We start from the raw sequence: 25,896 nt of genomic DNA, 5'->3' as shown, positions 1-25,896 counted from the left end.
CGTTCCCCGCTGGAGGCCACCCGGTGTCCCGTCTCGCCGCCACTTCGTTACTCGCGCTCACGGCACTTTTCGTCACCGCCTGCTCGTCCGCCGGCGGTGCGACCGGTGCCGACGCCGGGCCGCCCAAACCCGGGGGCACGCTGCGCCTCGGCATCTCGTCGAGCCCCGACTGCATCGACCCGCAACAGGTCGGCACCAACGCCTCGCTCAACGTCGGCCGCCAGCTGGTCGACTCCCTGACCGACCAGGATCCCGCCACCGGCGAGATCAAGCCGTGGCTGGCCGAAAAGTGGGAGAGCAACGCGGATTCGACCTCGTTCACCTTTCATCTGCGCGACGGCGCGACCTTCTCCGACGGCAGCCCCGTCGACGCCGCCGCGGTCAAGACGAGCTTCGACGGGATCAAGGCGCTCGGTCCGAAGTCCCAGCTCGGGGTCGGCTATCTGGCCGTGTACAAGGGCACGACGGTCGTCGACCCGAAGACGGTGAAGATCGATTTCTCCGTTCCCAGCGCCCAGTTCCTGCAGGCCAGCTCGACGATGTCGCTCGGCGTCCTCGCGCCCGCCGCGTACAAGAAGACCGCGGACCAGCGCTGCCAGGGGGACGGCCTGATCGGTTCGGGCCCGTTCGTCTTCGAAAGCCTGAAGCAGAACCAGGAAATCGTCGTCGCCAAACGCAAGGGCTACCACTGGGGCTCGTCGCTGTTCAAGCACCAGGGTGAGGCGTACCTCGACAAGATCGCCTACAAGATCGTGCCGGAACCCGGTGTGCGCACCGGAAGTCTCGCTTCCGCCCAGCTCGACGCCATCACCGACGTCCAGCCGGTCGACGAACCGCAGTTCACCGGCAACGGTTTCACCGAGCCCACCCGCCCGAACCCCGGCATCGTGTTCAACCTGCACGCCAACGTCACCAGGGGCGTGCTCACCGACGAAAAGGTCCGCCAGGCGGTGGTCAAGGGCATCAACCGGCCCGAGGTCACGAACACCGTGCTGACCCCGAACTACAAGCCCGCCACCAGCATTCTCGGCTCGGCGACACCGTTCTACACCGATCTGTCGCCGCTGCTGGCCTACGACCCGGCCGGGGCGACGTCGCTGCTGGAAAGCGCGGGCTGGGTGCCCGGCCCCGACGGGATCCGCACGAAGAACGGCCAGCGGCTGACCGCGAAGGTCGCCTTCTCCCTGGTGTTCAACCAGAACAAGAGCGTGCTCGAACTCGTGCAGCAGCAGTTGCGCAAGATCGGCTTCGATCTGCAGATCGACCAGCGGACCACCGCCGAGACCGTGCAGATCACGCAGAGCGGCGACTACGAGTACCTCTGGTACAACACCACCCGCGCGGATCCGGACATCCTGCGCAATCTCTTCTCCACCAAGGCGAACAACCGCAGCAGGCTGCCCGCGGGCAACCCCGTCGACGCACCGCTCGACGCGCAGTCGTCCACAGTGGACCCGGAGAAGCGGAAGCCCGCGGCGGCGGAGGCGCAGCGCGCGATCATCGAGCACGGATACTCGGCGCCGGTGTTCGAGCTGACCCAGGTGTTGGCGCACGGACCGAACGCGCACGGCGTCGGCTTCGAGGCGTCGTCCCGGCTCCAGCTGTTCGACGCCTGGGTGTCCGGCTCGTGAAGCGGTACCTGTTCCGCAGGCTCCTCCAAGCGGTCTTCGTCCTGTGGGCCGCGTTCACCGTGTCGTTCGTGATCCTCTACCTCCTGCCGGGCGACGCGGTCAGCGCGAAGCTCGGTGGAGGCGAGGCCGGGCTTTCGGTGACGCCTGAGCAACTGGCCGCGGCGAAGGCGGAGTACGGACTCGACGACCCGTTGCCGTTGCAGTACGGGAAGCGGCTGGTCGCCGCGCTCCAGGGCGACTTCGGCCGGTCGATCTCCACCGGGGACGACGCGACGGACATGGTCGTCTCCGCCCTGCCGCCGACGCTCGCGGTCACCGGATTCGCCCTGGTACTCGCGATCCTGTTCGGCGGCGGGGTCGCGTTCGCCGGGACCTACACCCGGCATCGTTGGCTGGGCAACGTCCTGCTCGCGCTGCCGCCGCTGGGGATCTCGCTGCCGCCGTTCTGGGTGGGGCTCATCCTCATCCAGTTCTTCTCCTTCCAGCTCAGGCTGGTGCCCGCGCTCGGCTCGAACGGTTTCGCCTCGCTGATCCTGCCCGCGATCACCCTCGCCATCCCGACCGGCGCGATCATCGGTCAGGTGCTGGCGAAGAGCCTCCGCACGCAGCTCGCCGAGCCGTACGCCGAGATCGTGCTGGCGAAGGGGGCGAGCCGGTTGAGAGTCCACTTCGGACACCTCCTGCGCAACGCGGCGGTGCCCACGCTGACCATCGCGGGCGTGGTCGCGGGGAACCTCATCGCGGGATCGGTGATCACCGAGACGGTGTTCTCCCGTGACGGCCTCGGGCGCGTGACGTCGTCCGCGGTCACCGCGCAGGACATCCCGGTGGTGCAGGCGGTGATCGTGCTCGCCGCGCTGGTGTTCGTCGTCATCAACCTGCTCGTGGACCTCGTCTATCCGCTGCTGGACCCGCGGATCCGACACCGGGAGACGGCCGATGCCTGACGTTCTCGTACGCACCCGGCAGCGGCCGGGCCTGATCCTGGCGATCGCGGTGCTGGCCTTCGCCCTGCTCGCCGCCGTCGTCCCGGAACTGTTCACCGGACAGGACCCGCTCGCCGGCGTCCCCGCCGAGAAGATGCGGGGCCCTTCGCTCGCGCATCTCTTCGGCACCGACGAAACCGGGCGGGACATCTTCGCGCGGGTGGTCCACGGCGCCGCGCTCTCGTTGCAGGCGACCGTGATCGCCGTGCTCGTCGCGCTCGTGGCGGGTTCCGCGCTCGGCCTGCTCGCCGGTTTCCGGGGCGGCGCGCTCGACTCGGCGATCATGCGCTGCGTCGACGTCCTGCTGGCGATCCCGTCCATCCTGCTTTCGCTCGCGCTGGTCACCGCGCTCGGCTTCGGCACGACCAACATCGCGATCGCGGTCGGCGTCGCGAATCTCGCGCAGTTCGCCCGGCTGATGCGCGCCGAGGTCCTGCGCGTCCGCAGCGGCGTGTTCGTCGAGGCCGCCCGCGCGGGCGGCGTGCGCTGGACCGGGGTGCTCGGACGGCACGTCCTGCCCAACGCGCTCGGCCCGGTGCTCGCGCTCGCGACGCTCACCTTCGGCACAGCGGTCCTGGAGGTGTCCGCGCTGAGCTTCCTCGGCTACGGCGCCACCCCGCCGACCCCGGAGTGGGGCTCGCTCGTGGCGGGCGGGCGCGGTTTCCTCGCCACCGCCTGGTGGATGACGACCTTCCCCGGGCTCACCGTCGCGGCCGTGGTGCTGTCCGCGAACCGGCTGTCCCGGGCGATCGAAGGAGACGTACGGTGAGCGCGCTGCTGACCATCCGCGATCTCGCGGTGTCCTACAAGAACGTGCCCGCCGTGGACGGCGTGGGCCTGTCCGTCCACAAGGGACAGATCGTCGCCGTGGTCGGCGAGTCCGGCTCCGGCAAGAGCACGACGGCGCACGCGGCGATCGGGCTGCTGCCGCGTGGCGGGCGGATCGACCGCGGCGAGATCACCTTCGACGGCCGTGACCTGGCGAAACTCTCCGACCGCGCTTGGCGTTCGGTGCGCGGCCGCGAGATCGCGCTGGTCCCCCAGGATCCGACGGTCTCGCTCAACCCCGTGCACCGGATCGGCGACCAGGTCGCCGAGGTGCTGCTGATCCACGGCCTCGCGAACAAGCGAACGGCGGGCGCGGAAGCGGTGAAACTGTTGCGCAAGGCCGGAATCAGCGATCCGGAGGCCCGGGCGCGGCAGTATCCGCACGAGCTGTCCGGCGGGCTCCGTCAACGCGCGCTGATCGCGGCCGCGCTGGCCGGACGGCCGAAACTCATCATCGCGGACGAGCCGACCAGCGCGCTCGACGTCACCGTGCAGCGGCAGATCCTCGACCACCTCGAAGAACTCGCCGCCGAAGCGGGCACCGCCATCCTGTTGATCACGCACGACCTCGGCGTCGCGTCCGACCGGGCGTCGCGGATCGTGGTGCTGTCCCAGGGCACCGTGGTCGAGGAGGGCACCACCGGCGAGATCCTCGCGGCACCTTCGCGGAAGTACACCCAGGACTTGCTCGCCGCCGCGCCCAGTCTCTCCGACAGTCCGCTCAGGGAACCGAAGCCGCCGTCGTCCGACGTCCTGGTCTCGGTCCGCGATCTCGGCAAGACCTTCGGCGCGACCCGGGCCGTCGACGGGGTGTCCTTCGACATCGCCCGCGGGCGGACGCTCGCGCTCGTCGGCGAATCCGGTTCGGGCAAGTCGACCACCGCGCGGATGATCCTGCGGCTGGAGACGCCGACCGAGGGCACCGTCGAGTTCGACGGCCAGGACATCACGTCCCTGCGCGGCGAGGAGTTGCGCCGGCTGCGGCGCCGGTTCCAGCTGGTGTACCAGAACCCGTACGCGTCGCTGAACCCGAAGTTCAGCATCGAGGATGTCGTTTCCGAGCCCCTGCGCGCTTTCGGCGTCGGCACGAAGGCGGAACGCCGGGCGCGGGCGGCGGAACTCGTCGACCAGGTCGCCCTGCCTTCTTCGGTGCTGAAGCGCAAACCCGCCGAACTGTCCGGCGGGCAACGGCAACGGGCGGCGATCGCGCGGGCGCTCGCGCTGCGCCCGGAACTGATCGTCGCCGACGAACCGGTGTCCGCGCTGGACGTCTCGGTGCAGGCGCAGATCCTGCGGCTGCTCGCGGACCTTCAGGACGAACTCGGGCTCACGTACCTGTTCATCTCGCACGACCTCGCCGTGGTCCGGCAGATCGCGGACACCGTCGGCGTGCTGCGCGGCGGCGAACTCGTCGAACTCGGTCCGGCCCGGGACGTCCTCGAACGGCCGAGCGCGGACTACACCCGGGAGCTGCTGGCCGCGATCCCGGGCCGGAAACCGTTGGAGGCACGATGAAGTTCGGGCTCTTCTCCCTCGTCGCCAATCACCCAGACCCGGTGACCGAGGTGACGCCGACCCAGCACGAACGGCTGCGCCGAGTAGTCGACGAAGCGATCTTCGCCGAGGAGCTGGGGTTCGACGCGTACGGCGTCGGCGAACGGCACGGCGAACCGTTCCTCTCTTCGGCGCCGCCCGTGATCCTCGCCGCGGTGGCGGAACGGACGCGACGCGTCCGGCTGCTGACCACGCTGACCGTGATCAGCGTGCTCGACCCGGTCCGCGTCGCGGAGGACTACGCGACGCTGGACCAGCTTTCCGGCGGGCGGCTGGAACTCATGATCGGGAAGGGCAACGATCCCCGGCATTTCCCGCTGTTCGGCCTCGAAGAGGAACGGCAATGGGAGTACCAGTCGGAGAAGTTCGCCCTGCTGCGCAGGCTGTTCCTGGAGGAAGGCGTCTCGTGGGACGGCGAGTTCCGCGCGCCGCTGACGGACGTCACGACGCAGCCGCGTCCGTTCCACGCGCGGCCGCGGATCTGGCACGGGAGCGCGTCGAGCACCGAGTCGACCGAGCTGGCGGCGAAGTTCGGCGACCCGCTGTTCACCGCGAACGGCTTCCACCCCAAGAAGAAGTACGCGGATCTGATCGACCACTACCGGCGGCGGTGGGCCGAGTACGGCCACGACCCGGCGGACGCGCTCGTCGGTTCGGGCGCGGGCGGGTTGTACGTCGCCAAGACGTCGCAGGAAGCGCTGGACGGGTACCGGCCGTATTTCGAGGCGCTGATGAAGACTCCCGCGTATCAGCACAACAAATCGGAGTTCACCACGCTGGAGGACAAGATCGCAGGCGGTTCCGCGCTGGTCGGGAGCCCGGAACAGGTGATCGACAAGATCGGCGACTACCACGCGTCGTTCGGGCACGAGGTGCAGGCGGTCTCCGTCGACGGCCTGACCTCCGGTGAGGCGCGGGACGTCCTGGAGCTTTTCGCCGCCGACGTCATCCCCATCGTGCGGAAAGAGCTGCCCTCCAGGGTCTGGGAAAGCGAGTAGCTTCGGAGAGGTGCGCATCCTCTTCACGTGCCGCCCGGCCTACGGCCACCTGTACCCGCTGATGCCGCTCGCGATCGCCGCCCGTGACGCCGGGCACGAGGTGGTCTTCGGGACCGGCAAGGCGTTCCTGGACAAGGTCCGGGCGCTCGGTTTCGACGCGCGCGAGGTCGGGATCTCGATCCAGGAGGCCGACGACGAAGCCGGCGGCGACGACCTGGTGGAGCGCACCCTCACCATCTTCGCCGAAGTCCTGCCGCGCGCCACGATCGCCGACCTGACGCCGCTGCTCCCCGTGCTCCGGCCGGATCTGATCGTCTACGAGATGAGCGACGTCGGCGCGGCCACGGCCGCCCGGCGGGCCGGGATCCCGGTGGTGTCCCACGTGATCGGCCGCTCGATACCCGCCGAGCTGATGGCCTTCGCCGCGCCCCGCCTCGCGCCGTTGTGGGACGGGAACCCGCCCGCCGACCTGATGCTGGGCGACGCCGGGATCGACGTGTGGCCGGACAGCTTCCGCGACCCGGGGCTGACGGGGCTGCCGACGGTCTTCCGCCTCCGGCCGGTGCCGTGGAACGAACCGGGCACGCTGCCGTCGTGGCTCGACGGGCGTGACCGGCCGCTGGTCTACCTGACGCTGGGCACCGTCGCCTTCGGCGCCACCGGACCGTTGCGCGCGGCGATCGACGGGCTTTCGCGGCTGCCGGTGGACGTCCTGGTCGCGCGCGGCCCCGGCGACCCGGGCGAACTCGGCGACGTGCCGCCGAACGTCCACGTCTCCGGTTTCGTGCCGCAGTCCGAAATCCTGCCGCGCGCCGACCTCGTGGTGCACCACGGCGGAACCGGGACCGTGCTCGGCGCGTTTTCGGCCGGTCTGCCACAACTGGTGCTGCCGCAGGGCGCGGACCAGTTCTTCAACGCGGAGATGCTGGAGACGGCCGGCGCCGGACGCGCGCTGCTCGGGAATCGGGTCACCGCGGACGCCGTCGAAGAGCAGGCGGCGCAGCTCCTCGAAGACCCGCGCGTGCGCGAGGTGGCGGCCAGGGCACGCCACGAGATCGCCGCCATGCCCGCGCCGTCCGAGGTCGTCCGGCGGCTGGCGGAGTTCGCCGCGCGTTAGACCGGGGTACAGCTGCGGAAAGCCGTCTTCGCCTTGGGCGGTGTGTTGCGAAAGCCACTTTCGCAACCTTCAACGTTGCGAAAGTGGCTTTCACAACACGGCCCGGCGTCTCACGGCCAGGTCAGCTTCAGGATCTCCCGCGCGACGCGGTCGTTCTGCCGGAAGGGAAGCGCGTTGGTCCGCGGCCGGGTGAACGCCCCGGCGGATCGTGCGGAAGTGTGCGGGCCGAGGGCGAACCGGCGTGGATGCGGACGGCCGTCGCCGTCGAGCATCCGGCCGTCGGAGACGCGGGTGTGGATCCGGCCGGCTAGCAGCCTTTCACCGGTGACGGCGTCGAGAACGGACTCCTCGCCGAGCGCGCCGCTGTCGCGCAACTGTCGCAAAAGGACATCGGACGCCCGGGTGATGCTCGGCTCGGGAAGCCGCGCCTCGACGAGCGTCCGCGCCTCGGTTTCGCCGGGGAAACTCGCACCGGAAGCGACGAACGCCCGCCGTTCCTCGTCGGCCGACACGAGCGTTTCGGCGCCCAGGAAGGAAACGAGTCCGGCTTCCTGGAGTGCGAGCAGTTCTTCGAGCCGCCGCGGTGGCGGCCCGCTGGCGAAGTACGAGAAGAACCCGAGGAACCAGCCGTCCAAATCGGACAGTTGAGAGACCGCGTCGAGCCTGCCGGTCTGCACCAGCGCGGGAAGCTGGCCCATCACGGACAACAACGCCGTGAACGCGCCCAGATCCGCGCTGTACTCGGCGTCCGCCCGGCGGCTCAAGTCGGCCTCGACGTACTCGCGCAGTTCCTTGCCGTACTCCTCGGCGGTACCGAATTCGGCGCCCGCCATCGGCCGGTCGAGCCGGTCCAGATCGAGCCGGTCGTCCGGCGCCGGGACCGCCTTCGCGACCAGCGCGTCGAGTTCGCCGGGCGCCGCGTCCGCGAACGCGTCGGCGAAGACGGCGAAGTCCATCCGCACCCGTTCCGGGTGGGCGGTGAACAGTTCGCTGTAGTAGGCCCAGGCGAGCTCCTTCGAGATCAGCGGCCAGACGTCGCGGCGAAAGTCGATGGGACCGGGAGCGGCGCAGAGTCTTTCGATGGCGTACGCGTCGAAGAACCGGGGTAGTTGCGCCGGTTTCCCGCGCAAGCGGTAGCCGATCTTCGCGTGATAGGGCACTCCGCGACGCGAACCGATGTGCAGTACCGGCTCGGCGCCGCTGGGGTGATACTTCAGCCCGCCGCACGCCTGCTCTTCGAAACGACCGCCGCGCCCCTCGGTCAGCAACAGCATCAGGTCGACGAACGCGAGACCGAATCCGCGTACCAGCACGGTTTCCCCGGGCGGGATCGCCGAATAGTCGACGTCGGCGGTGTACCCGGCCGGGTAGTAAGCGAGGCCGTGGCGGACGGCGAAGCCGGCGAGTTCGGCTTCCCGTTCGTCCGGTTCGGCGTCCAGATGCCCGACGGTGAACAGGACCGCGTCCACTTCGAGAGGCTCCGCGCGGTCCTCCAGCCAGAGTGTCTGCGGCTCGCCGTCTTCGAGCCGCACCGCGCGGGTCCGGTGCTCGACGACCTCGATGCCGTCCGGGAGTTCGGCGAGAATCTTGCGGTGGAACCACGCGAGGTACGCGCTCTGAAGCCGTCGCGTCGGGAAGTGATCTCTTTCCAGCGCCCCGAGTTCGGCGCGCAGACTGTCGTCGACCTCGGCGTCGAGCGTGCCCTCGCGGACCTGCCGCGCCCACTCGATCAACGAAGGCCCGGGCTGGATCGGGCCTTCGATCCGCACGGTGTCGTCGGTGAAGACGGTGACGTCCTCGGGCATGGAGTTCATCCGCAGCAGCGGCGACTGCTCGTACCGCCAGACCCGCCCGGGGCCTGCCGGGAACGGGTCGACCAGATGCACGACCAGCCGCCGCCCGCGAAGCAGCTCGGCGGCGTTCGCGCCGAGCCGCTCGAGCACGCCCACCCCACGTGGACCGGCGCCGACCACCGCGAGCACGTAGGGAAGGTCTGCGGTACTCACGAAGCCGAAGCTACGCCGGGTCTTCGGGGCGCGTGCGGGTTCTCAAGGAGCGGAACTCGTTGCCACGCCGAGGAACCCGGGCGTACTCGTCGGACAGGGGGACACGGACGAGAGGGACGGACGATGCCGGTCGAATTCCTGGGTATCGGAGGCACCAACGACGGTTCGGAGACACATCCGCGCTCGGGCGGCGTCTTCGACAAGGACTACACGCTGCGCCTCGCGCGGGCGCATGAGGACTTCGGCTGGGACAGGGTGCTGTTCGCGTACGGCTCCAGCGGACCGGACCCGGCGCAGGCGGCCGCGTACGTGGCGGCGAAGCTCGACAAGCTCCAGATCCTGCTGGCGCATCGGCCGAACGTCTCGTACCCGACGTTCGCGGCGAAGACGTTCGCCACGCTGGACCAGCTCTCGGACGGGAAGCTCACGGTTCACTTCATCACCGGAGGCAGCGACCACGAGCAACAGCGCGAAGGCGACTACCTCACGAAGGACGAGCGCTACTCACGCACGCGCGAGTACATCCAGATCGTGAAGCAGGCGTGGACATCCGAGGAGCCCTTCGACCACGAAGGCGAGCATTACCGCTTCGCCGACTTCGTCCTCGACGTCCGCCCGGTGCAGCAGCCACGCCCGGGTGTCTCGTTCGGCGGCTCGTCTCCGGCGGCGTACGCGGCGGGCGGGGCCGAAGCGGACATCTTCTGCCTCTGGGGCGAGCCGCTCGCGCGGACGGCCGAGCAGATCGAGTCCGTCAAGGCCGCGGCGAGGGCCGCCGGCCGCACCGACGTCCCCCGGATCCAGGTCGCGTTCCGTCCGATCATCGCGCCGACCGAGGAACTCGCCTGGGAGAAGGCGTACCGCACGGTCGACGCGATCAAGGCCCGCACCAGCGGAGGCAGGCAGCTGACCCGGCGGCATTCGCTCACGCACCCGGAGAACACCGGCTCGCAGCGGCTGCTGGCGGTCGCCGCCGAGGGCGAGCGGTTCGACCGGGCCCTGTGGACCCCGACCGCGGCCGCGACCGGCGGCGCGGGGAACTCCACCGCGCTGGTCGGCACGCCCGAGACCGTCGCGCAGGCCCTGCTCGACTACTACGACCTCGGCGTCGACATCCTCTCGGCGCGCGGGTACGACATGCTCGGCGACACGATCGACTTCGGCCGTCACGTCATCCCGATCGTGCGCGAAGAGGTCGCCAAACGCGACGCGGCGAAGGCCCGGAAGGCCGCTTCGGCCCGGGAAGTACTCGCCGTCGACGGCTGAGTCGTTCACTCCACCGGATGGCGGCACGGTCATCCATTTGGCGGATAGCCCCGCTCCGCCGGGTAGCGCGTTCAGCGGCCGCGATGGTCGCTCAGCGGAGTCGAAGTGGCCTCGGACACACTCCGCGCACGAGCGGCGAGACCTCCCGCGCCCCGGCCACGGCGGTACCGCCTCACCCGGGCCTGCGACGCGACCTTGCCCGGCTTCTTCCGCCCCACGGCGGGAAGTCGGCGAAAGTCGCAGGTCTGGTCCCTATTTCCGGTGATCGGGACATTTTCGCGGACGGCCGTCCGGCTACGAAAAAGATCTCCGACTCCAGAAACCCGGCGAAAGAACCTAGCCAATCACCAACAGTCAGGAGACACTTACGTGAACGAATGACGCTTCGTGACGAGCTCGTGACCGCGTTACTCTCGGTCACGAGTTTGTCGCGTAATAAGGACCCTATTGGGGGCAACATGGCTTCGGCCGGACGGGTCACCTATCGAGAGGTGTTCGGCGTAGCCGAGTTCCGTTCGCTCTGGTTCGCTGAGCTGTTCTCGATCTTCGGAGACCAGCTCGCCAGGGTCGCTCTCTCGGTCCTGGTCTTCACCGAAACCCGCTCCGCGACCCTGACCGGTCTGACCTACGCGCTGACCTACGCCCCGTCGCTGCTCGGCGGCATCTTCCTCACCGGTTTCGCGGACCGCTTCCCCCGCCGGACCGTGATGGTGGTCGTCGACCTCTTACGGGCCGCGCTGATCGCGCTGGTCGCGGTCCCGGTCCTGCCGTTCTGGGTCCTGTGTGTCCTCGTCGGTGCCGTCTCGCTGCTGAACCCGCCGTTCAAGGCCGCCCAGCTGGCCCTGCTGCCGCAGATCCTCGAAGGCGACCGGTTCGTCGTCGGCATGGCGATCCGCAGCATGACCGTCCAATCGGCACAGCTCGCCGGGTTCGCCGGCGGCGGTCTCCTGCTGACCGCGCTCGAACCCCACATCGCCCTCGCGCTGGACGCGGTCACCTTCGTGATCTCGGCGCTGTTCGTCCGGTTCGGACTGGCCACGCGCCCGGCCGCGGCGTCCGGCGAGAAGCGCAAGTCGTTCTTCAGCTCGATCGGCTCGGGCGGGAAGATCGTCTTCGCCAGCGCGGGACTGCGCTCGCTGCTGCTGTTCACCTGGCTGATGGGCCTGCTGCCGGTGTACGAGGGCATCGCGGCGCCCTACGTCGCCGCGTCGGGCGGCGGTCCCGAAGTCATCGGCCTGCTGCTGGCCGCCGACCCGATCGGCAGCGTGATCGGCGCGTTCATCTACTCGCGCTGGGTGCCCGCACACGTCAGGCCCAAGCTGATCGGACCGCTTTCCGCGCTGACGGCCGTCCCGTTGCTGCTGTGCTTCCTGCAGCCCGGTCCGCTGTCGTCGATCGTGCTGTTCGTCGTGTCCGGCGGACTGGGCACGGTCGCGCTGATGCAGGCGACGGCGTCCCTGACCCTCGCGGTCCCCGACGAAAGCCGGGCTCAGGTGATGGGCCTGTCGAACACCGGGCTGACCACGACCATGGGCGTGAGCCCGCTGATCGGCGGTGTTCTCGCCGATCAGGCCGGTGCGCAGACGACGGTCGGCGTCTTCGGTCTTGCCGGATTGGTCCTGACCGTCCCCCTGGCTGTGGCCTGGGCCAAGACGCTCAAAGAGACACCGGAAAAGTGGGTCGAGCATGACGACGCACGCGCGGAACATTGAATGCTCCACGCGTGGTCACTCCCGTGCAGCCGTCCGGCTGACGCCTCGGGTCACTGCTCCTTACCGGCCATCGCTGGCACCTTTCCCTCGGTCTCTCAGAGAAAAGTACACACCTAGGGAGCTTGTCGACAGCCCGCAAGTCAGTGGAAGCTGTCGGTAAGTAGGGGGTTTCGGAGAATGACGCAACAGTCAGGGGGAAAGATGATCACATCGGAGGAACGCGCTGGACATCGTTCGGCTCTCACGGTAGGGGCGTGGGAGCTCTGGAAGCGGCCCAAGAACTGGATCACCTTCACGGGGCTGACCGTCGCGGCGATGCTCGCGCTGACGGGGATCTCAATGATGACCGTCGCGATCGAAACGTCGCAGGTCATAACCTGTTTTCTGCTCGCGGGACTGGCGATCGCGCAGGCCGAGGCGACCCGGCGGATCGAGCACCAGCGCCGTAGCCTGAGCATCACCCCGCACGTCAGCATGACGTCGGTCTGGGTCTTCCCCGGCGCGTTTCTCCTGCCGCCGCAGCTTTCCGCGCTTCTGGTCGCGGTGATCTACCTGCACCTTGGTTTCCGCAGCTGGTCGGGAATTCGTCACGTGAATCCACATCGCACTGTGGCGAACGCCACAACGATGACGATGTCCGCGTTCGCCGGCTGGGGGGCCGTGCAGATCGTGGGCGACGCTTCGGTGACGGTCTCCGCGATCTGTTTCGCCGGCCTCGCCTTCTTCGTCGTCAACACCGCTCTCACCGGGATCGGGCTCTATCTGGCCGCCCCCGGCAAGGCCTCCGTCCCGAACTGCCTCGGCACCTGGGACGACAACATCCTCGAACTCTCCACGGTGTGCCTCGGCGGCCTGGTCATCGCCGCCCTGCCGTACCAGCCCGCGCTGGTCCTGCTGGTCTTCCTGCCGCTGTACGTGCTCCAGCGTTCGGTGCTGATCAAGCAGCTGGAAGAACTCGCGACCACCGACCAGAAGACCCAGCTGCTCAACGCCACGACCTGGCAGCAGGGCGCGGTCCGTGAAGTCGCCCGCGCCGAGCGCGAGAACGGCCAGTTCGGCGCGCTGATGATCGACCTCGACCACTTCAAGAGCATCAACGACACCTACGGCCACCTGGCGGGCGACGACGTGCTCAAGGGTGTCGCGGCGCTGGTCAAGGCCGAAACCCGGACGCAGGACCTCGCCGGCCGCTTCGGCGGTGAAGAGTTCGTCGTGCTCCTGACGTCGTCGTCGAAGGAAGAGTCCGTCGCGGTCGCCGAGCGCATCCGGCAGCGGATCAGCGAAATGGTCATCAAGACCCACGACAACGAGGGCACCCCCGTGGTCATCGAGCAGCGGACCGCGTCGGTCGGCGTCGCGGCCTTCCCGTTCGACGGCCGGACGATCGAAGAGGTCATGGCTTCGGCGGACGCTTCCGTCTACGCGGCCAAGCGCAACGGCCGCAACCGGGTCGTGTCCTCACCGGACCTGGCGAAGGTCACCGAAGAGGCACTGGAAGCCGTCGCGGCCTAACGCAGTCTTTCCATCACGTCGGCGGCCGCGGTCCGAAGCCGGACCACGCCGCCGACGGTGAATTCGGTGAGCAGGTCGATGAGCGCGTCCGCGTCGGGCGGCTCACCGTCCCAGCTCGCCTGGACGAGCGCCTCGGTCATCGCGAAGAACAGCGTGACCAGGGCCTTGTCCGCGCGGCCGGAGTCGACGCCGTGACGGGCCCAGCGTTGCCTGCTCGCCTCGGTGTAGACGCCCGCGAGCCGCTCCCGGAGCCGGGTGAGGGCCGGATCGCCCATGCGCTCCGCCTCGCGCAGCACGGGGAACGCGTCGGGGTTCGCCGCGACGAAGGCGAACATGTTGGCGTAGTTGGCGCGCGCCCAAGCGCGGAGTTCAGGCTGCGAGAGATCGAGGGCGGGCGCGCCGATCGCTTCGAAGGCCCGCTCCTCGATGTCCACGACGACCTGGGCGAACAGCGACGTGCGGTCGCCGAACTGCTCGTAGACGGCCTGGCGGGACACCCCCGCGCGCCGCGCGATCTGCTCGATCGTCGCGGCCTGCGCCCCGTGCACCGCGAAGACGCCCTCCGCCGAACTCAGCACCCGCGCGCGCTGCTCGCCGACCGGGAGCTTGCGGGGTCTGCCTCTCGGCGCCGGACTTGACATTGTGCGCCACCTCACTGACTCTCTTTTTCGACACGTCTGTCGAAAATGTTTGTGCTCAACGAGGAGCAAACATGCGTCCAGGATCCCGGCGCGGTGTCCCCGCAGCCGTCTCAGCGGTCACCGTCGCGGCCCTGCTGACCTTCGGGGCACAGCAGGCCATCGCCGAACCGTCCTTCTACGACCCCCCGTCGCCACTGCCCGCGGGTGCTCCCGGCGACATCATCCGGCACGAACCGTCCACGTTCTACGTCGATCCCGTGAAACTCATCAAGGCCGACGCGGACGTCCAGCGGATCATGTACCGCAGCACCGACACCCACGGCAAGGCGAACGCCGTCACCGGCACCGTCCTCACCCCGAAGAAGGCGTGGACCGGCGCGGGCGAGCGGCCGGTCATCGGCTACGCGGCCGGGACGCAGGGCGTCGGCGACCAGTGCGCGCCGTCGAAGGCCCTCTCGGCGGGCATGGAGTACGAAGGTCCCTTCATCGCCGGACTGCTGCTTCGCGGCTACGGCGTCGTCGTCACCGACTACGAAGGCCTCGGAACTCCCGGCGTCCACACGTACGTCAACCGCGTCGCGGAAGGCAACGCCGTCCTCGACTCGATCCGCGCGGCGCAACGCCTGCCCGAAGCGAACCTGCCGGACAGCGGTCCGGTCGCGACCGCCGGCTATTCGCAGGGTGGCGGCGCGTCCGCGTCGGCGGCCGAACTGCAACCGTCGTACGCGCCCGAACTCAGGCTGAAGGGCTCGTACGCGGGCGCCGTCCCGGCGGACCTGGCCGCCGTCGGCAAGAACATCGACGGGCACTACGCCTTCGGGTTCCTCGGGTTCACGCTGGTGAGCATGGACGCGGCGTACCCGGAGCTGAACATCCCGGCGGTGCTGAACGCGAAGGGCGCCGAAGCGTTCGAGAAGGTCAAGCAAGAGTGCACAGTGGACGCGATCTTCGGGCACGCGTTCACGCAGTCGAAGAACCTCACGAAGGACGGCAGGCCGCTGACCGCGTACCTCGGCGAAGAGCCGTACAAGACGCGGGTCGGCCAGCAGCTCATCGGGGCGCGGAAGCCGGGCGCGCCGACGCTGGTCGTCCACAGTGCACTCGACGACATCGTGCCCTACGAGCAAGGCCGGACCATGGCTCGCTCGTGGTGTGCGAAGGGCGCGAAGGTGCAGTTCTCGACTTCGCTGGTTCCCACGCACGTCGGCGGGGCCATCCGGGCCTTCCCGGAGGCTTTCGCCTGGCTTGAGGGCCGCTTCGCGGGGCTCCCGGCGCTGGGGAACTGCGGGCTGTTCTAGGGCTCGTGAGTGGTAAGGACGGTTAGAACCGTCCTTACCACTCTCGAGGTCACTTGAGGCCGGTGGCTTCCGCGGCGGCGGGGTCCGAGTCGCTGAGGAAGGTCCGGCAGCGGTCGTACTCCTCGGTCTCGCCGATCTTGCCGGCGGCCTTGCCGAGGACGGCGAGGGAACGCAGGAAACCCTGGTTCGGCCGGTGCGCCCACGGAACCGGGCCGTGTCCCTTCCAGCCCGCGCGGCGAAGCTGGTCCAGACCGCGGTGGTAACCGGTGCGGGCGTACGCGTAGGCGGCGACGGTCTCGCCTGCTTCGAGCGCCTTCTCGGCGAGGGTGGCCCACGCCTCGCTGTAGTCGGGGTGCTCGGCGGCGACGGCGGCCGGGTCGCTCCCGGCGTCCAGCGCCGCCTGCGCGGCGGTGTGCTCGGGAAGATGCGTCGGCTGGGGGCCGAGGAGGTTCGTCATACGGCCCATCTTGCCAACGCGTCTCCCCAAGGGCGCCCTGCGCCCGACGGAGACTTCACATCGTGCGCCCTCTTTGGGCCGAAGGCCCCCGAAAGCTCGGTGGAGGGGCCTTCCTGATCACGCGACCGGCGTGCGGAACGCGCCCCTTCGACGAGCTTTCGTCAGCGCACGATCAGGAACACTGTGACTAGAAGAACAGGCTCCCGAGAATGCCCCCACCGGCCAGCACCAGAGCGGCGACGAGGACCGCCGCGACAAGTCGTTTCGGCATCATGGCGGCACACCTTGCCCTGCTTCGCACGCCGACCGCAAATCCGCCACCCCTACGGGTGAACCCCGATTTTCGACCCCAAATGCCCATCTCGTGACCTGGAGCAGGGAAGATGTCCCGCATGACAAAGGCGACAGAAGTGACCGGGGACCTTTCGCCGGGTGTCATCCCCCGCAGCCCGATCGCGAAGACGAGGCTGTTCTTCAAACTTCATTGGCACCGCGGCGCGCCGGGACAGGCGACTCCGGACTGGGTGCTGAACTTCTGCTACTCGATGTGGCTGGCCGCGTTCGCCTTCAAACTGGTGGGCTCGTCCTGGGACATGTCGTGGCATTTCATGTGGTTGCGGGACGACCTCGCCCCGCCGCACCTGATCAACACCGTCGGCACGGTGATCATCATGGTGCTGGTGGCGATCCACAGCTACACCGGCATGGGCGCGGACAGGCGTTCGCTGCGGTTGATGCAGATCGGGCTCGTGGTGTTCCTCATCGCGGCGCCGCTGGACGTCATCAACCACCGCGTCAACGGTCTCGACCTGACCGCGTGGAGCCCGTCGCACATGATGCTCTACATCGGAACGGGCATCATGCAGGCGGGCGTGATCATGGGCTGGCTGAAGTACGCCAAGCCCGGCCGGACGCGCACCGGTGTCCTCATCGGACTGTGGGCGTTCTTCCTGGAGAACACGTTCTTCCCGAACGGTCAGCAGGAGTACGGCATCCTCGGCCTGCGCGCCTGGGAACGCGGCACGCCCGAGGCCGAACCCGAGCTGCTGAACTTCGCCGCCAACCAGATCGGGCATCCGGTCGACCGGGTGGCCGTCGAGTACTTCACGATGCCGATCGAAGACTGGGTCTACCCGCTGTGGGGCATCGGCGTGATGGCGCTGATCTTCGCGCTGGCACGGCACACCACCGGCTTCCGCTGGGCCGGGACGACGGTCGCCGCCGCCTACCTCGCCTACCGGCTGGTGATGTGGCCGCTGCTGCTCGGAATGGGCTTCCCGATCTCGGTCGTGCCGTTCTACCTGCTCGCCGTCGGAGTCGCGGTGGACCTGGCGTTCCGCATCGGACGGGGTCATCCGATGCTGACGGCGGGCGCGGGCGCGCTGCTGGTGACGGCGTTCGGCTACGGGATGCTGTGGGTGCAGTCGCAGTTCCGGCCGTGGATCCTCGGCGACGCGCACACGGAGTCGGCGCCGCCGGTGGCGTACTGGACGGCCGCGGTCTGCCTGGTCGGTGTCGGCGCGCTGTGGGCCTCCGCCGGGCCGGGGACGCGGGCGGTGAACTCGCTGCTGGAGAAGCGTCGCGGGCGTACGGAGCTTCCGGCCGCCTGACTCAGGCCGGATCGTGTCCGGCCCGCCACAACGAAGCGAGCGGAAGCGCCATCAGCCGATCACCGAAGCTGATGGCGCTCTGGCTTCCGGTGTGCAGGACGATTCCCTGCGTGAACTGATCGCCGAGAAGGTCCCGTAGCTGGACGAGTCCGCGGAAATCTGCCGCGGTCACCGTGTCACGCGCCTTCGATTCGACACCGACGACCTGTCCGTCGTCCCGTTCCAAGACCACGTCGACCGCCAGCCGACATTTCACGACTGGATGAACCGACATTCCACAGTGCAAGTAACCGACATTTTGCTGATCTTGAGACAGCGGCCGGGGCCCCTGTCCCAGGTACGTGAAGGCCCCCTTCACTGCGCTAGACGCAATGAAGGGGGCCTTCACGTACTCGAGCCAAACCGCATTCAGAGGACTAAATGCGGTCCTGGGTCAGGAGAGCTTGTTGCCCGCCGACCCCAGCGACTGAGCGGCCTCGACGATGCGCGCGGCCATGCCCGCCTCGGCGGCCTTCAGGTAGCTGCGCGGGTCGTAGACCTTCTTGTTGCCGACCTCGCCGTCGATCTTCAGGACGCCGTCGTAGTTCTTGAAGAAGTGGTCCGCGATCGGCCGGGTGAAGGCGTACTGCGTGTCCGTGTCGACGTTCATCTTCACGACGCCGTAGGACACCGCCTCGCGGATCTCCTCCGGCAGCGAGCCGGAACCGCCGTGGAAGACCAGCTCGAACGGCTTCGAACCGGCCGGGAGGCCGAGCTTCTTCGACGCCGCCTCCTGGCCGCCCTTGAGCACGTCCGGGCGCAGCTTCACGTTGCCGGGCTTGTAGACGCCGTGCACGTTGCCGAAGGTCGCGGCCAGCAGGTAGCGGCCGTTCTCGCCGGAGCCGAGCGCGTCGATCGTCTTCAGGAAGTCGCCCTCGGCGGTGTACAGCTTCTCGTTGATCTCGGCCTCGACGCCGTCTTCCTCGCCGCCGACGACGCCGATCTCGACCTCGAGGATGATGTTCGCGGCCGCGGCCTTGGCGAGCAGCTCCTGCGCGATCTCGAGGTTCTCGTCGAGGTCGATCGCGGAACCGTCCCACATGTGGCTCTGGAACAGCGGGTGCTGACCGTTCTTGACCCGCTCCGCCGAGATCTCGATCAGCGGGCGGACGAAGCCGTCGAGCTTGTCCTTCGGGCAGTGGTCGGTGTGCAGCGCGACGTTGACGTCGTACTTGGCGGCGACGACCTGGGCGAACTCGGCGAGCGCGACCGAACCGGTCACCATGTCCTTGACCTTCTGGCCGGAGGCGAACTCCGCGCCGCCGGTGGAGAACTGGATGATCCCGTCGCTCTCCGCCTCGGCGAACCCGCGGATGGCGGCGTTCAGGGTCTCCGACGAGGTCACGTTGATGGCCGGGTAGGCGAATTCGTTCGCCTTCGCCCGGTCGAGCATCTCCGCGTAGACCTCGGGGGTGGCGATGGGCATCGTTTACTCCTCCTCGAAGCAGGCTGGTGCACCTCTCGGCCGCATCGTACGAGGTCGGCCGGGAGGTGCCTACAGCCGTCGCGTCAGAGCAGGACGGCGGCGAGCGCGCGGTAGACCGGCAGGGGGTCCTGGTTCAGTACCTGGATGTTCACGTGGTCCGCCCCGGCTTCGAGGTGCGCGGTGACCCCGCGGGCGACCGTCTCGGCGTCGCCGTGCACGGCCAGCGCGTCGATCAGCTTGTCACTGCCCTGGCCCGTCAGGTCCTCGTCGGTGAAACCGAGTTTCCGCAGGGAGTTCGTGTAGTTGACGAGGCCGAGGTAGAACCCGACACTGCCCCGTCCGATCTCGCGGGCCTTCGCCGGATCGGCCTCGAGGACGACCTTCTGTTCGGGCGCGAGCAGCGGTCCTTCGCCGAGGATCTCGCGCGCCTGACGCGTGTGCTCCGGTGTCATCAGGTACGGGTGGGCTCCCGCCGTGCGGTCTCCTGCGAGTTTGATCACCTTCGGGCCGAGAGCGGCGAGCGCGCGGCCTTCGACGGGCACTCCGGCCTCGTCGAGGGCATCGAGATACTCCACCAGCGCGGTGTACGGCTTCTTGAACTCCGCGGTGTGCTCGCGGTGCCCCGCGCCGACGCCGAGCAGGAAGCGGCCCGGGTGCTTCGCCTCGATGCGCTTGTACGACCCGGCGACCGTCGCCGCGTCGTCCTTCCAGATGTTGACGATGCCGGTGGCGACCTTGATCGTCTTCGTCGCGTCGAGGAGTTCCTCCGCCTTCGCGAGGTCGCCGTCCGGTGAGCCGCCGAGCCAGATGGCGCCGTAGCCGAGCTCTTCCAGCTCACGCGCGAGCTCCGGGGTGAACACGCTTTCGTGCTGCCAGATGCCGATCCTGCCGAGTTCGATTCCCATGCTTCGAGCTAACGCCACCCGCCGCCGATGTCTTCCCTTATGTTCGAAGCATGGCGAAACTCGGGAACTCCGACCTCGACGTCCGAGGGATCAACCTCGGCGGGAACGTCTTCGGCTGGACCGCGGACGAACAACAGTCCTTCGCCGTCCTCGACGCCTACACGGCGGCAGGCGGCAACTTCATCGACAGCGCCGACCTCTATTCGGGCGGCGGCTCCGAAACGATCATCGGCAACTGGCTGAGCCGGCGCGGACGCCGCGACGACGTCGTCATCGCGACCAAGACCGGCATGTGGGACCAGCGGAAGGGCCTGTCGGCGGCGAACATCGCGGCGGCGGCCGAGGACTCGCTGCGCCGGCTCCAGGTCGACCACATCGACCTCTACTACTCGCACATCGACGATCCGGAGACCCCGATCGAGGAGACGCTGCGGGCCTTCGACGCGCTCGTGCGGGCGGGCAAGGTCCGCTACATCGCGGCGTCGAACTACTCGGCGGAACGACTGGGCGAGTCACTGTCCATTTCGGACCGTGAAGGTCTCGCGAAGTACGTCGCGCTGCAACCGCACTACAACCTCGTCGAGCGGGACTACGAACGCGACCTGGCGCCGACGGTCGAACGCGAAGGACTGGCCGTCCTGCCGTATTTCTCACTGGCCAAGGGTTTCCTGGCCGGGAAGTACCGATCGAAGGACGACCTCGGCGACAGCCCGCGCGCCGCCCGCGCATCGTCCTATTTGGACGAACGCGGCGAGCGCGTCCTCGCGGCACTGGACGGGATCGCGGCCGATCGCGGCGTTTCGGTCGCGGCCGTTTCGCTGGCGTGGCTGTTCGCGCAGCCGACCGTCACCGCGCCCATCGCGAGCGCCCGTTCGGTCGAGCAGCTGAACGACCTCCTGCCCGCCGTCGACCTCTCGCTCACCTCCGACGAACTCGAGGCCCTCACCACCGCCTCGCGCTGAAATCCCTCGCGTTTCGTCCTCTGAATGCGGTAGTTCGCATCACCAACCAACGCGTCCAGAGGACGAAACGCGGACTTACTTGTGGGTAGCTTACTCCGGGTAGGTTGGGGTAACGTCCGAAAGCCTCAGGGCTCGGACGAGGAGGCAACGTGGCCAAGAACAGCGTGAACGGCAAGGTCGTCCTGATCACCGGCGCCGCGAGGGGCATCGGCGCGGGACTCGCCGAGCGCCTGGCCGCGCAGGGCGCGAAGGTCGCCTTGGTCGGTATCGAAGCCAAGGAACAGCAGGAGGTCGCCGACAAGATCGGCGCCAACGCCCACGCCTGGGAAGCCGACGTCACCAGCTGGGACGACCTCGAACGGGCCACCGCGGGCGTCGTCGAGCACTTCGGCGGGATCGACATCGTCATCGCGAACGCCGGCATCGCGACCTCCGGCTTCGTCCGGTCGGTGGACCCGGCCGCCTTCGAGAAGGTCATCGAGGTCGACCTCCTGGGCGTCTGGCGCACCTTCCGCGTCACCCTTCCGCATGTCCTCGACCGCAAGGGCTACCTGCTCGCGATCTCCTCGCTGGCCGCGATCACCCACGCGCCCGGCATGGCCAACTACGCCGCCGCGAAGGCCGGTGTCGAGGCGTTCTGCAACAGCTTCCGCGCCGAAGTCGCCCACCTCGGCGTGAAGGTCGGCGTCGCGCACCCCACCTGGATCCGCACCGACCTGGTCGAAAGCGCCGACAAGCACCCGGTCTTCGGCAAGCTCCGCACCGGCATGCCCGGCCTGCTCGGCAAGACCTACCCGCTGTCCGTCGCGCTCGACCACCTCCAGGCCGGGGTCAACAAACGCGCCCGCACCGTGCACGTGCCGCGCTGGGTCGGCGGGCTCAAGCTGATCCGCGCGTTCCTGCCGCCGATCATCGAGATCGGCGCGAAGGGCCGGATCAAGAAGGCCGACGCGGCCGCACTCGTGGACATCCAGGAGCGCGGCGCGTACGAATCTTCGATAACCGGTCAGGCAGGCCGGGCCGCCACGAAGAAGGGCTGACCGCATGTCGCGTCGCGACCAGATCCGCATGTCACCTGACGAACTCGCCGCCTACCTCGGCGAGCAGAAGGTCATCAACGTCGCGACGATCGGTCCGAACGGCCGTCCGCATCTCGCGCCGCTCTGGTACTACCCGCACGGATCGGGCGTCGCGACCTGGACCTACGGCACGTCCCAGAAGGCGAAGAACCTGGAGCGCGACCCCCGCGCCACCGTGCTCATCGAGGACGGCGAAAGCTACGAGAAGCTGCGCGGGGTCTCACTGGAAGCCGACGTCGAGGTCATCACCGACACCGCCCAGGTCACCCAGATGGGTATCAACCTCATGCAGCGGTACGCCGGCGCGAAGCCAGGGGACCCGGTGCCCGACGAGCTCGCCGCCTTCATCGGCAAGCAGGCCCCGAAGCGGATCGGGCTGGTTTTCACGCCGACCAAGATCGTGAGCTGGGACCACACGAAGCTCGGCGGCTCGTACTAGCCAGTAAGTCGTACTAGCAAGTAACTGTTACTTCAGGTAACGTCATCCGCGCAGGAAAGCCTCGACGCGGAGGGCGCAGATGACCGAGCGATTCAAGGTCGTGATCGTGGGCACCGGATTTTCCGGGCTCGGCCAGGCCATCCAGCTGGAAAAGGCCGGGATCACCGACTACGTGATCCTGGAGAAGGCGGACGAAGTCGGCGGTACGTGGCGGGACAACTCGTACCCCGGCTGCGCCTGCGACGTGCAGTCCCACATGTACTCGTTCTCCTACGAGCAGAACCCGGACTGGTCGCGGTCGTTCTCGCCCGCCCCGGAGATCTTCCAGTACCTGAAGGACGTCACCGACAAGTACCGGCTGCGGCGCAAGATCCGGTTCGGCGTCGAACTCACCGGCGCCGACTGGGACGACACCGCGCGGCTCTGGCGCGTGCACACGAAGTCGGGTGACCTCGAAGCCCAGTTCGTCGTCTCGGGCGTCGGCGGCCTGCACATCCCGCAGGTCCCCAAGCTGCCCGGGATCGAGAAGTTCAAGGGCCAGACCTGGCACTCCGCGCAGTGGAACCACGAGTACGACCTGCGCGGCAAGAAGGTCGCCGTGGTCGGCACCGGCGCGAGCGCCGTCCAGTTCGTCCCGAAGATCGCGCCCGACGTCGCCGAGCTGACGCTGTTCCAGCGCACGCCGCCGTGGATCATGCCGAAGCCCGACCACGCCATGCCGAACTGGGCCAAGACCGCGTTCCGCCGGATCCCCGGCGTGCAGCGGCTTTACCGCAACGCGCTGTACTGGTTCCTCGAAGTGCGCGCCGTCGGCTTCAACGGCCACCCCGCGATCATGAAGGCGGGCGAGGTGATCGCGAAGCGCCACATCGGCAAGGGCGTCAAGGATCCCAAGCTGCGCAAGAAGGTCACCCCGGACTACACCATGGGCTGCAAGCGGGTGCTGATCTCCAACGACTACTACCCGGCGATCAATCGGTCCAATGTGGACGTCAACACCGACGGCGTGCGCGAGGTCAAGGCACACAGCGTCGTCGACGGGAACGGCGTCGAGCACGAGGTCGACGCGATCGTCTACGGAACCGGCTTCAAGGTCACGGATGCCTTGGAGTACCTGGACATCACCGGGATCGACGGCCGCGACCTCGCCAAGGAATGGGCCACCGAAGGGATGCACACGCACAAGGGCATCACCGTCGCCGGCTTCCCCAACCTGTTCTTCCTTCTCGGCCCGAACACCGCGCTGGGCCACAACTCCGTGGTGTTCATGATCGAATCGCAGGCCCGCTACGTCGTCGACGCGATCAAGCTCACCGACTCGCGGGGCGCCGCCGCGCTCGACGTCCGCACGGGCGTCCAGGAGAAGTTCCAGCGCGAGATCCAGGACAAGCTCGTCAAGGGCGTGTGGACCCAGGGCGGCTGCAAGAGCTGGTACCTCGACGCGAAGGGCGTCAACCGGACGATCTGGCCGGGCTTCACCTGGCGCTACTGGCTGGAGACCCGCAAGGTCGACCCGAGCGACTACGAGCTCAGCGGGAGGGCGTCGTGACCGCGCGACACGAGGACCACGAGCAGATCGTCCTTCACGCGCGTGACGTCGAGTTCGACTGGGCGTCGCTGCCGATGCACTGGATCCCCGGCGAACCGCAGGCGACGCACACGATCAACGTGCTGCATCTGGCGCTGCCGGAGGGCGAACGCTGGTTCGTCGAGGTGTTCAAGCAGGCCGTGCCGCTGATCCGCGACGAGCGGCTCAAGGAGGACGTCCTCGGCTTCATCGGCCAGGAGGCCATGCACGCCGAGGCGCACGACGGCGCCGCCGAACACCTCGAAGCGGCGGGCGTGCACGTGCGGCCGTACATCGCGCAGATGGAGTGGATGTTCCGCCGCCTGCTCGGCGACCGTGACCTTTCCGCCAAGCGGCGCGAAGAATGGCTCATCGAACGGCTCGCCGTCATCGCCGCGATCGAGCACTACACCGCCTTCCTCGGCCAGTGGATCCTCGACGCCGAAGCGCTCGACAAGGCCGAAGCCGACCCGACGATGCTGGATCTCCTGCGCTGGCACGGCGCGGAAGAGGTCGAGCACCGTTCAGTCGCCTTCGATCTCTTCATGCACCTCGACGGGCGCTACGGCCGCCGCGTGCGAAGCATGCTCGTCGTGACCCCGGTGCTCGCGTGGGTCTTCCTGCGCGGCACCAGGTTCCTCATGAAGAACGACCCGACGCGGCCGGGCAAGACGCGGTTCCGGACCTATCTGCGGGCGGCGAAGCTCGGGCTGCTGCCTTCGGGCAGGCAACTGCGGCGCGAAATCCGGCCGTACTTCCGGAAGTCCTATCACCCCACCGAAACCGGCAACACCGATCAGGCCGTCGCGTACCTCGCGAGCTCCCCGGCCGCGCTGGCCGCCGACGAACCCCGGTGATGCCGCCGACGCGCCCGCTGCGGCTCGACGGCAGCGGGCGGACCGACCGCGCGATGGCGTCGCTGACCGGCGTCGTCGCGCTGTACCGCAGGCTCAGCGGAGTGAGCGGGCGCCGTCGTCCGCCGGTGGCCGCCGTCGACCGCGACCTCCCGCTGGTCGTCGACGACCTCCGCGCCGAGGCCGAAGGCGTCGTCAGTCTCAAGCTGGTGCACGGACGCGGCGAACCGCTGCCCCGGTGGCGGCCCGGCGCGCACGTCGACCTCTCGCCGCGGCCGGGGCTGGTCCGTCAGTACTCCCTGTGCGGCGACCCGGACGACCGCTCGGCCTACCGCGTCGGCGTCCGGTTGCTCGGCGAAGGATCGACGGCGGTGCACGCCCTGAAGAAGGGCGCGCGGATCACCGCGCGCGGCCCGCGCAACGCGTTCCCGTTCGTCGCGAGCCCGGCCTACCTGTTCATCGCCGGCGGCATCGGGATCACGCCGATCCTGCCGATGGTGCGGCAGGCGGCCGCCGCCGGCGCGGACTGGCGGCTGGTCTACACCGGTCGCGACGAGGCTTCGATGCCGTTCCTGGATGAATTGTCCGGATACTCCGACCGTGTCTGGATTCGTCCGGACACGGACTACGGAATCCCGGCTTCGGGCGCGGAGTTGCTCGAAGGGACAGAAAAGAGTGTCCCGATTTACTGCTGCGGCCCGGTTCCGATGATCGTCGGCGTCCGGACGGACGCGGCGTTGCACGGTTCGGGGCCGGTGTTCTTCGAGCGGTTCTCGACGCCGCCGATCGTCGGCGGCGCGCCGTTCCGCGTCGAACTGGCCCGCAGCGGCCGGACGCTGGACGTGCCCGCCGACCGCACGACCCTCGACGTCCTGCGGGAAACCGTGCCCGGCATCGCTTATTCGTGCCGTCAGGGCTTCTGCGGGACGTGCGAGCTGCCGACGGTGACCGGCGACCGCGTCCGGGTCTGCGTCGAACGCGGGCCGGTCACCCTCGATCTCTGAGGTTCCCG

Annotated in this window: 23 protein-coding genes; 17 read left to right on the top strand and 6 right to left on the bottom strand. The window is 68.6% G+C overall.

Annotated elements, in window-relative coordinates; genetic code table 11:
* The first annotated feature begins 23 nt into the window (after nt 1–23).
* Genes B0293_RS24295 through B0293_RS24270 form a run of 6 tightly spaced genes read left to right on the top strand, consistent with a single transcriptional unit; the run spans nt 24 to nt 7,114 of the window.
* Nucleotides 24–1,631 (top strand): ABC transporter substrate-binding protein, encoded by a 1,608-nt coding sequence (locus B0293_RS24295; protein ID WP_005152475.1) that lies wholly within the window; start codon nt 24–26, stop codon nt 1,629–1,631.
* The gene (locus B0293_RS24290) at nt 1,628–2,578 is read left to right on the top strand and encodes an ABC transporter permease (protein WP_005152474.1); all 951 of its coding nucleotides are present in this window, start codon (nt 1,628–1,630) and stop codon (nt 2,576–2,578) included. The genes B0293_RS24295 and B0293_RS24290 overlap by 4 nt, the downstream gene beginning before the upstream one ends.
* Nucleotides 2,571–3,386 (top strand): ABC transporter permease, encoded by an 816-nt coding sequence (locus B0293_RS24285; protein WP_005152472.1) that lies wholly within the window; start codon nt 2,571–2,573, stop codon nt 3,384–3,386. The genes B0293_RS24290 and B0293_RS24285 overlap by 8 nt, the downstream gene beginning before the upstream one ends.
* Nucleotides 3,383–4,960: a dipeptide ABC transporter ATP-binding protein gene (locus B0293_RS24280; RefSeq protein WP_005152470.1), complete on the top strand. Its 1,578-nt coding sequence runs from the start codon at nt 3,383–3,385 to the stop codon at nt 4,958–4,960. Before B0293_RS24285 ends, B0293_RS24280 begins: the two co-directional genes overlap by 4 nt.
* Nucleotides 4,957–5,997: an LLM class flavin-dependent oxidoreductase gene (locus B0293_RS24275; RefSeq protein ID WP_005152469.1), complete on the top strand. Its 1,041-nt coding sequence runs from the start codon at nt 4,957–4,959 to the stop codon at nt 5,995–5,997. The genes B0293_RS24280 and B0293_RS24275 overlap by 4 nt, the downstream gene beginning before the upstream one ends.
* A gap of 10 nt (nt 5,998–6,007) precedes the next feature.
* Nucleotides 6,008–7,114 (top strand): glycosyltransferase, encoded by a 1,107-nt coding sequence (locus B0293_RS24270; protein WP_005152468.1) that lies wholly within the window; start codon nt 6,008–6,010, stop codon nt 7,112–7,114.
* A 110-nt stretch (nt 7,115–7,224) separates the two neighbouring features.
* Here the strand turns inward: B0293_RS24270 and B0293_RS24265 are convergent, their stop codons facing one another.
* Entirely contained in the window at nt 7,225–9,120 is a 1,896-nt protein-coding gene (locus tag B0293_RS24265; protein WP_005152461.1) for an FAD/NAD(P)-binding protein, read from the bottom strand.
* A 123-nt stretch (nt 9,121–9,243) separates the two neighbouring features.
* Between B0293_RS24265 and B0293_RS24260 the strand changes: the two genes are divergently transcribed.
* From B0293_RS24260 to B0293_RS24250, 3 genes are all read left to right on the top strand, one after another.
* A complete protein-coding gene (locus tag B0293_RS24260) occupies nt 9,244–10,383 on the top strand; it encodes an LLM class flavin-dependent oxidoreductase (RefSeq protein WP_005152458.1) in 1,140 nt (379 codons plus the stop codon).
* 458 nt (nt 10,384–10,841) lie between these two features.
* Nucleotides 10,842–12,095: an MFS transporter gene (locus B0293_RS24255; protein WP_005152456.1), complete on the top strand. Its 1,254-nt coding sequence runs from the start codon at nt 10,842–10,844 to the stop codon at nt 12,093–12,095.
* Between the two features lie 201 nt (nt 12,096–12,296).
* Nucleotides 12,297–13,607: a sensor domain-containing diguanylate cyclase gene (locus B0293_RS24250; protein WP_005152453.1), complete on the top strand. Its 1,311-nt coding sequence runs from the start codon at nt 12,297–12,299 to the stop codon at nt 13,605–13,607.
* Here B0293_RS24250 and B0293_RS24245 read toward each other — a convergent pair.
* Nucleotides 13,604–14,185 (bottom strand): TetR/AcrR family transcriptional regulator, encoded by a 582-nt coding sequence (locus B0293_RS24245; protein WP_005152451.1) that lies wholly within the window; start codon nt 14,183–14,185, stop codon nt 13,604–13,606. The genes B0293_RS24250 and B0293_RS24245 overlap by 4 nt on opposite strands.
* A gap of 134 nt (nt 14,186–14,319) precedes the next feature.
* On the opposite strand from B0293_RS24245, the gene B0293_RS24240 reads away from it, so the two are divergent.
* Nucleotides 14,320–15,546 carry a lipase family protein gene (locus tag B0293_RS24240; protein WP_005152441.1) on the top strand — a complete coding sequence of 409 codons (1,227 nt, stop codon included), beginning with the start codon at nt 14,320–14,322 and terminating at the stop codon, nt 15,544–15,546.
* Nucleotides 15,547–15,595: 49 nt separating this feature from the next.
* On the opposite strand, the gene B0293_RS24235 is transcribed toward B0293_RS24240, so the two are convergent.
* A complete protein-coding gene (locus B0293_RS24235) occupies nt 15,596–16,003 on the bottom strand; it encodes a DUF3151 domain-containing protein (protein ID WP_039915930.1) in 408 nt (135 codons plus the stop codon).
* A 392-nt stretch (nt 16,004–16,395) separates the two neighbouring features.
* Here B0293_RS24235 and B0293_RS24230 point away from each other — a divergent pair, with 392 nt between their 5' ends.
* The gene (locus tag B0293_RS24230; RefSeq protein WP_005152435.1) at nt 16,396–17,613 is read left to right on the top strand and encodes a hypothetical protein; all 1,218 of its coding nucleotides are present in this window, start codon (nt 16,396–16,398) and stop codon (nt 17,611–17,613) included.
* Between the two features lies 1 nt (nt 17,614).
* Here B0293_RS24230 and B0293_RS24225 read toward each other — a convergent pair whose 3' ends face one another.
* From B0293_RS24225 to B0293_RS24215, 3 genes are all read right to left on the bottom strand, one after another.
* A complete protein-coding gene (locus B0293_RS24225; protein WP_039915928.1) occupies nt 17,615–17,869 on the bottom strand; it encodes a hypothetical protein in 255 nt (84 codons plus the stop codon).
* Between the two features lie 177 nt (nt 17,870–18,046).
* Complete coding sequence (gene fbaA / locus B0293_RS24220; RefSeq protein WP_005152430.1) at nt 18,047–19,078, bottom strand: class II fructose-bisphosphate aldolase; 1,032 nt, start codon at nt 19,076–19,078, stop codon at nt 18,047–18,049.
* Between the two features lie 83 nt (nt 19,079–19,161).
* Entirely contained in the window at nt 19,162–19,983 is an 822-nt protein-coding gene (locus B0293_RS24215) for an LLM class F420-dependent oxidoreductase (RefSeq protein ID WP_005152428.1), read from the bottom strand.
* Between the two features lie 50 nt (nt 19,984–20,033).
* Here B0293_RS24215 and B0293_RS24210 point away from each other — a divergent pair, with 50 nt between their 5' ends.
* The 6 genes from B0293_RS24210 (at nt 20,034) to B0293_RS24185 (ending at nt 25,888) form a co-directional block, all read left to right on the top strand.
* Nucleotides 20,034–20,945 (top strand): aldo/keto reductase, encoded by a 912-nt coding sequence (locus B0293_RS24210; protein WP_005152426.1) that lies wholly within the window; start codon nt 20,034–20,036, stop codon nt 20,943–20,945.
* A gap of 149 nt (nt 20,946–21,094) precedes the next feature.
* Nucleotides 21,095–21,985 (top strand): SDR family oxidoreductase, encoded by an 891-nt coding sequence (locus B0293_RS24205; protein ID WP_005152424.1) that lies wholly within the window; start codon nt 21,095–21,097, stop codon nt 21,983–21,985.
* A 4-nt stretch (nt 21,986–21,989) separates the two neighbouring features.
* Nucleotides 21,990–22,463, top strand: a complete 474-nt coding sequence (locus B0293_RS24200) for a pyridoxamine 5'-phosphate oxidase family protein (RefSeq protein WP_005152422.1) — start codon at nt 21,990–21,992, stop codon at nt 22,461–22,463.
* Between the two features lie 79 nt (nt 22,464–22,542).
* Nucleotides 22,543–24,012, top strand: a complete 1,470-nt coding sequence (locus B0293_RS24195; RefSeq protein ID WP_005152421.1) for a flavin-containing monooxygenase — start codon at nt 22,543–22,545, stop codon at nt 24,010–24,012.
* Complete coding sequence (locus B0293_RS24190) at nt 24,009–24,887, top strand: metal-dependent hydrolase (RefSeq protein WP_005152420.1); 879 nt, start codon at nt 24,009–24,011, stop codon at nt 24,885–24,887. The genes B0293_RS24195 and B0293_RS24190 overlap by 4 nt, the downstream gene beginning before the upstream one ends.
* Entirely contained in the window at nt 24,884–25,888 is a 1,005-nt protein-coding gene (locus B0293_RS24185) for a PDR/VanB family oxidoreductase (protein WP_005152419.1), read from the top strand. The genes B0293_RS24190 and B0293_RS24185 overlap by 4 nt, the downstream gene beginning before the upstream one ends.
* Nucleotides 25,889–25,896: the final 8 nt, after the last annotated feature.

Source organism: Amycolatopsis azurea DSM 43854, assembly GCF_001995215.1.
GTDB classification, from domain to species: domain Bacteria; phylum Actinomycetota; class Actinomycetes; order Mycobacteriales; family Pseudonocardiaceae; genus Amycolatopsis; species Amycolatopsis azurea.
The sequence above is the reverse complement of the archived record's forward strand: the minus strand, read 5'-3'. Positions and strand labels throughout refer to the sequence as shown.

Excerpts from the sequence above, each read along its gene's own strand:
- B0293_RS24285 (WP_005152472.1), top strand. The coding sequence starts at position 2,571 with ATGCCTGACGTTCTCGTACGCACCCGGCAGCGGCCGGGCCTGATCCTG.
- B0293_RS24275 (WP_005152469.1), top strand. The coding sequence starts at position 4,957 with ATGAAGTTCGGGCTCTTCTCCCTCGTCGCCAATCACCCAGACCCGGTG.
- B0293_RS24260 (WP_005152458.1), top strand. The coding sequence starts at position 9,244 with ATGCCGGTCGAATTCCTGGGTATCGGAGGCACCAACGACGGTTCGGAG.
- B0293_RS24255 (WP_005152456.1), top strand. The coding sequence starts at position 10,842 with ATGGCTTCGGCCGGACGGGTCACCTATCGAGAGGTGTTCGGCGTAGCC.
- B0293_RS24250 (WP_005152453.1), top strand. The coding sequence starts at position 12,297 with ATGATCACATCGGAGGAACGCGCTGGACATCGTTCGGCTCTCACGGTA.
- B0293_RS24240 (WP_005152441.1), top strand. The coding sequence starts at position 14,320 with ATGCGTCCAGGATCCCGGCGCGGTGTCCCCGCAGCCGTCTCAGCGGTC.
- B0293_RS24235 (WP_039915930.1), bottom strand. The coding sequence starts at position 16,003 with ATGACGAACCTCCTCGGCCCCCAGCCGACGCATCTTCCCGAGCACACC.
- B0293_RS24230 (WP_005152435.1), top strand. The coding sequence starts at position 16,396 with ATGACAAAGGCGACAGAAGTGACCGGGGACCTTTCGCCGGGTGTCATC.
- fbaA (WP_005152430.1), bottom strand. The coding sequence starts at position 19,078 with ATGCCCATCGCCACCCCCGAGGTCTACGCGGAGATGCTCGACCGGGCG.
- B0293_RS24215 (WP_005152428.1), bottom strand. The coding sequence starts at position 19,983 with ATGGGAATCGAACTCGGCAGGATCGGCATCTGGCAGCACGAAAGCGTG.
- B0293_RS24210 (WP_005152426.1), top strand. The coding sequence starts at position 20,034 with ATGGCGAAACTCGGGAACTCCGACCTCGACGTCCGAGGGATCAACCTC.
- B0293_RS24200 (WP_005152422.1), top strand. The coding sequence starts at position 21,990 with ATGTCGCGTCGCGACCAGATCCGCATGTCACCTGACGAACTCGCCGCC.
- B0293_RS24195 (WP_005152421.1), top strand. The coding sequence starts at position 22,543 with ATGACCGAGCGATTCAAGGTCGTGATCGTGGGCACCGGATTTTCCGGG.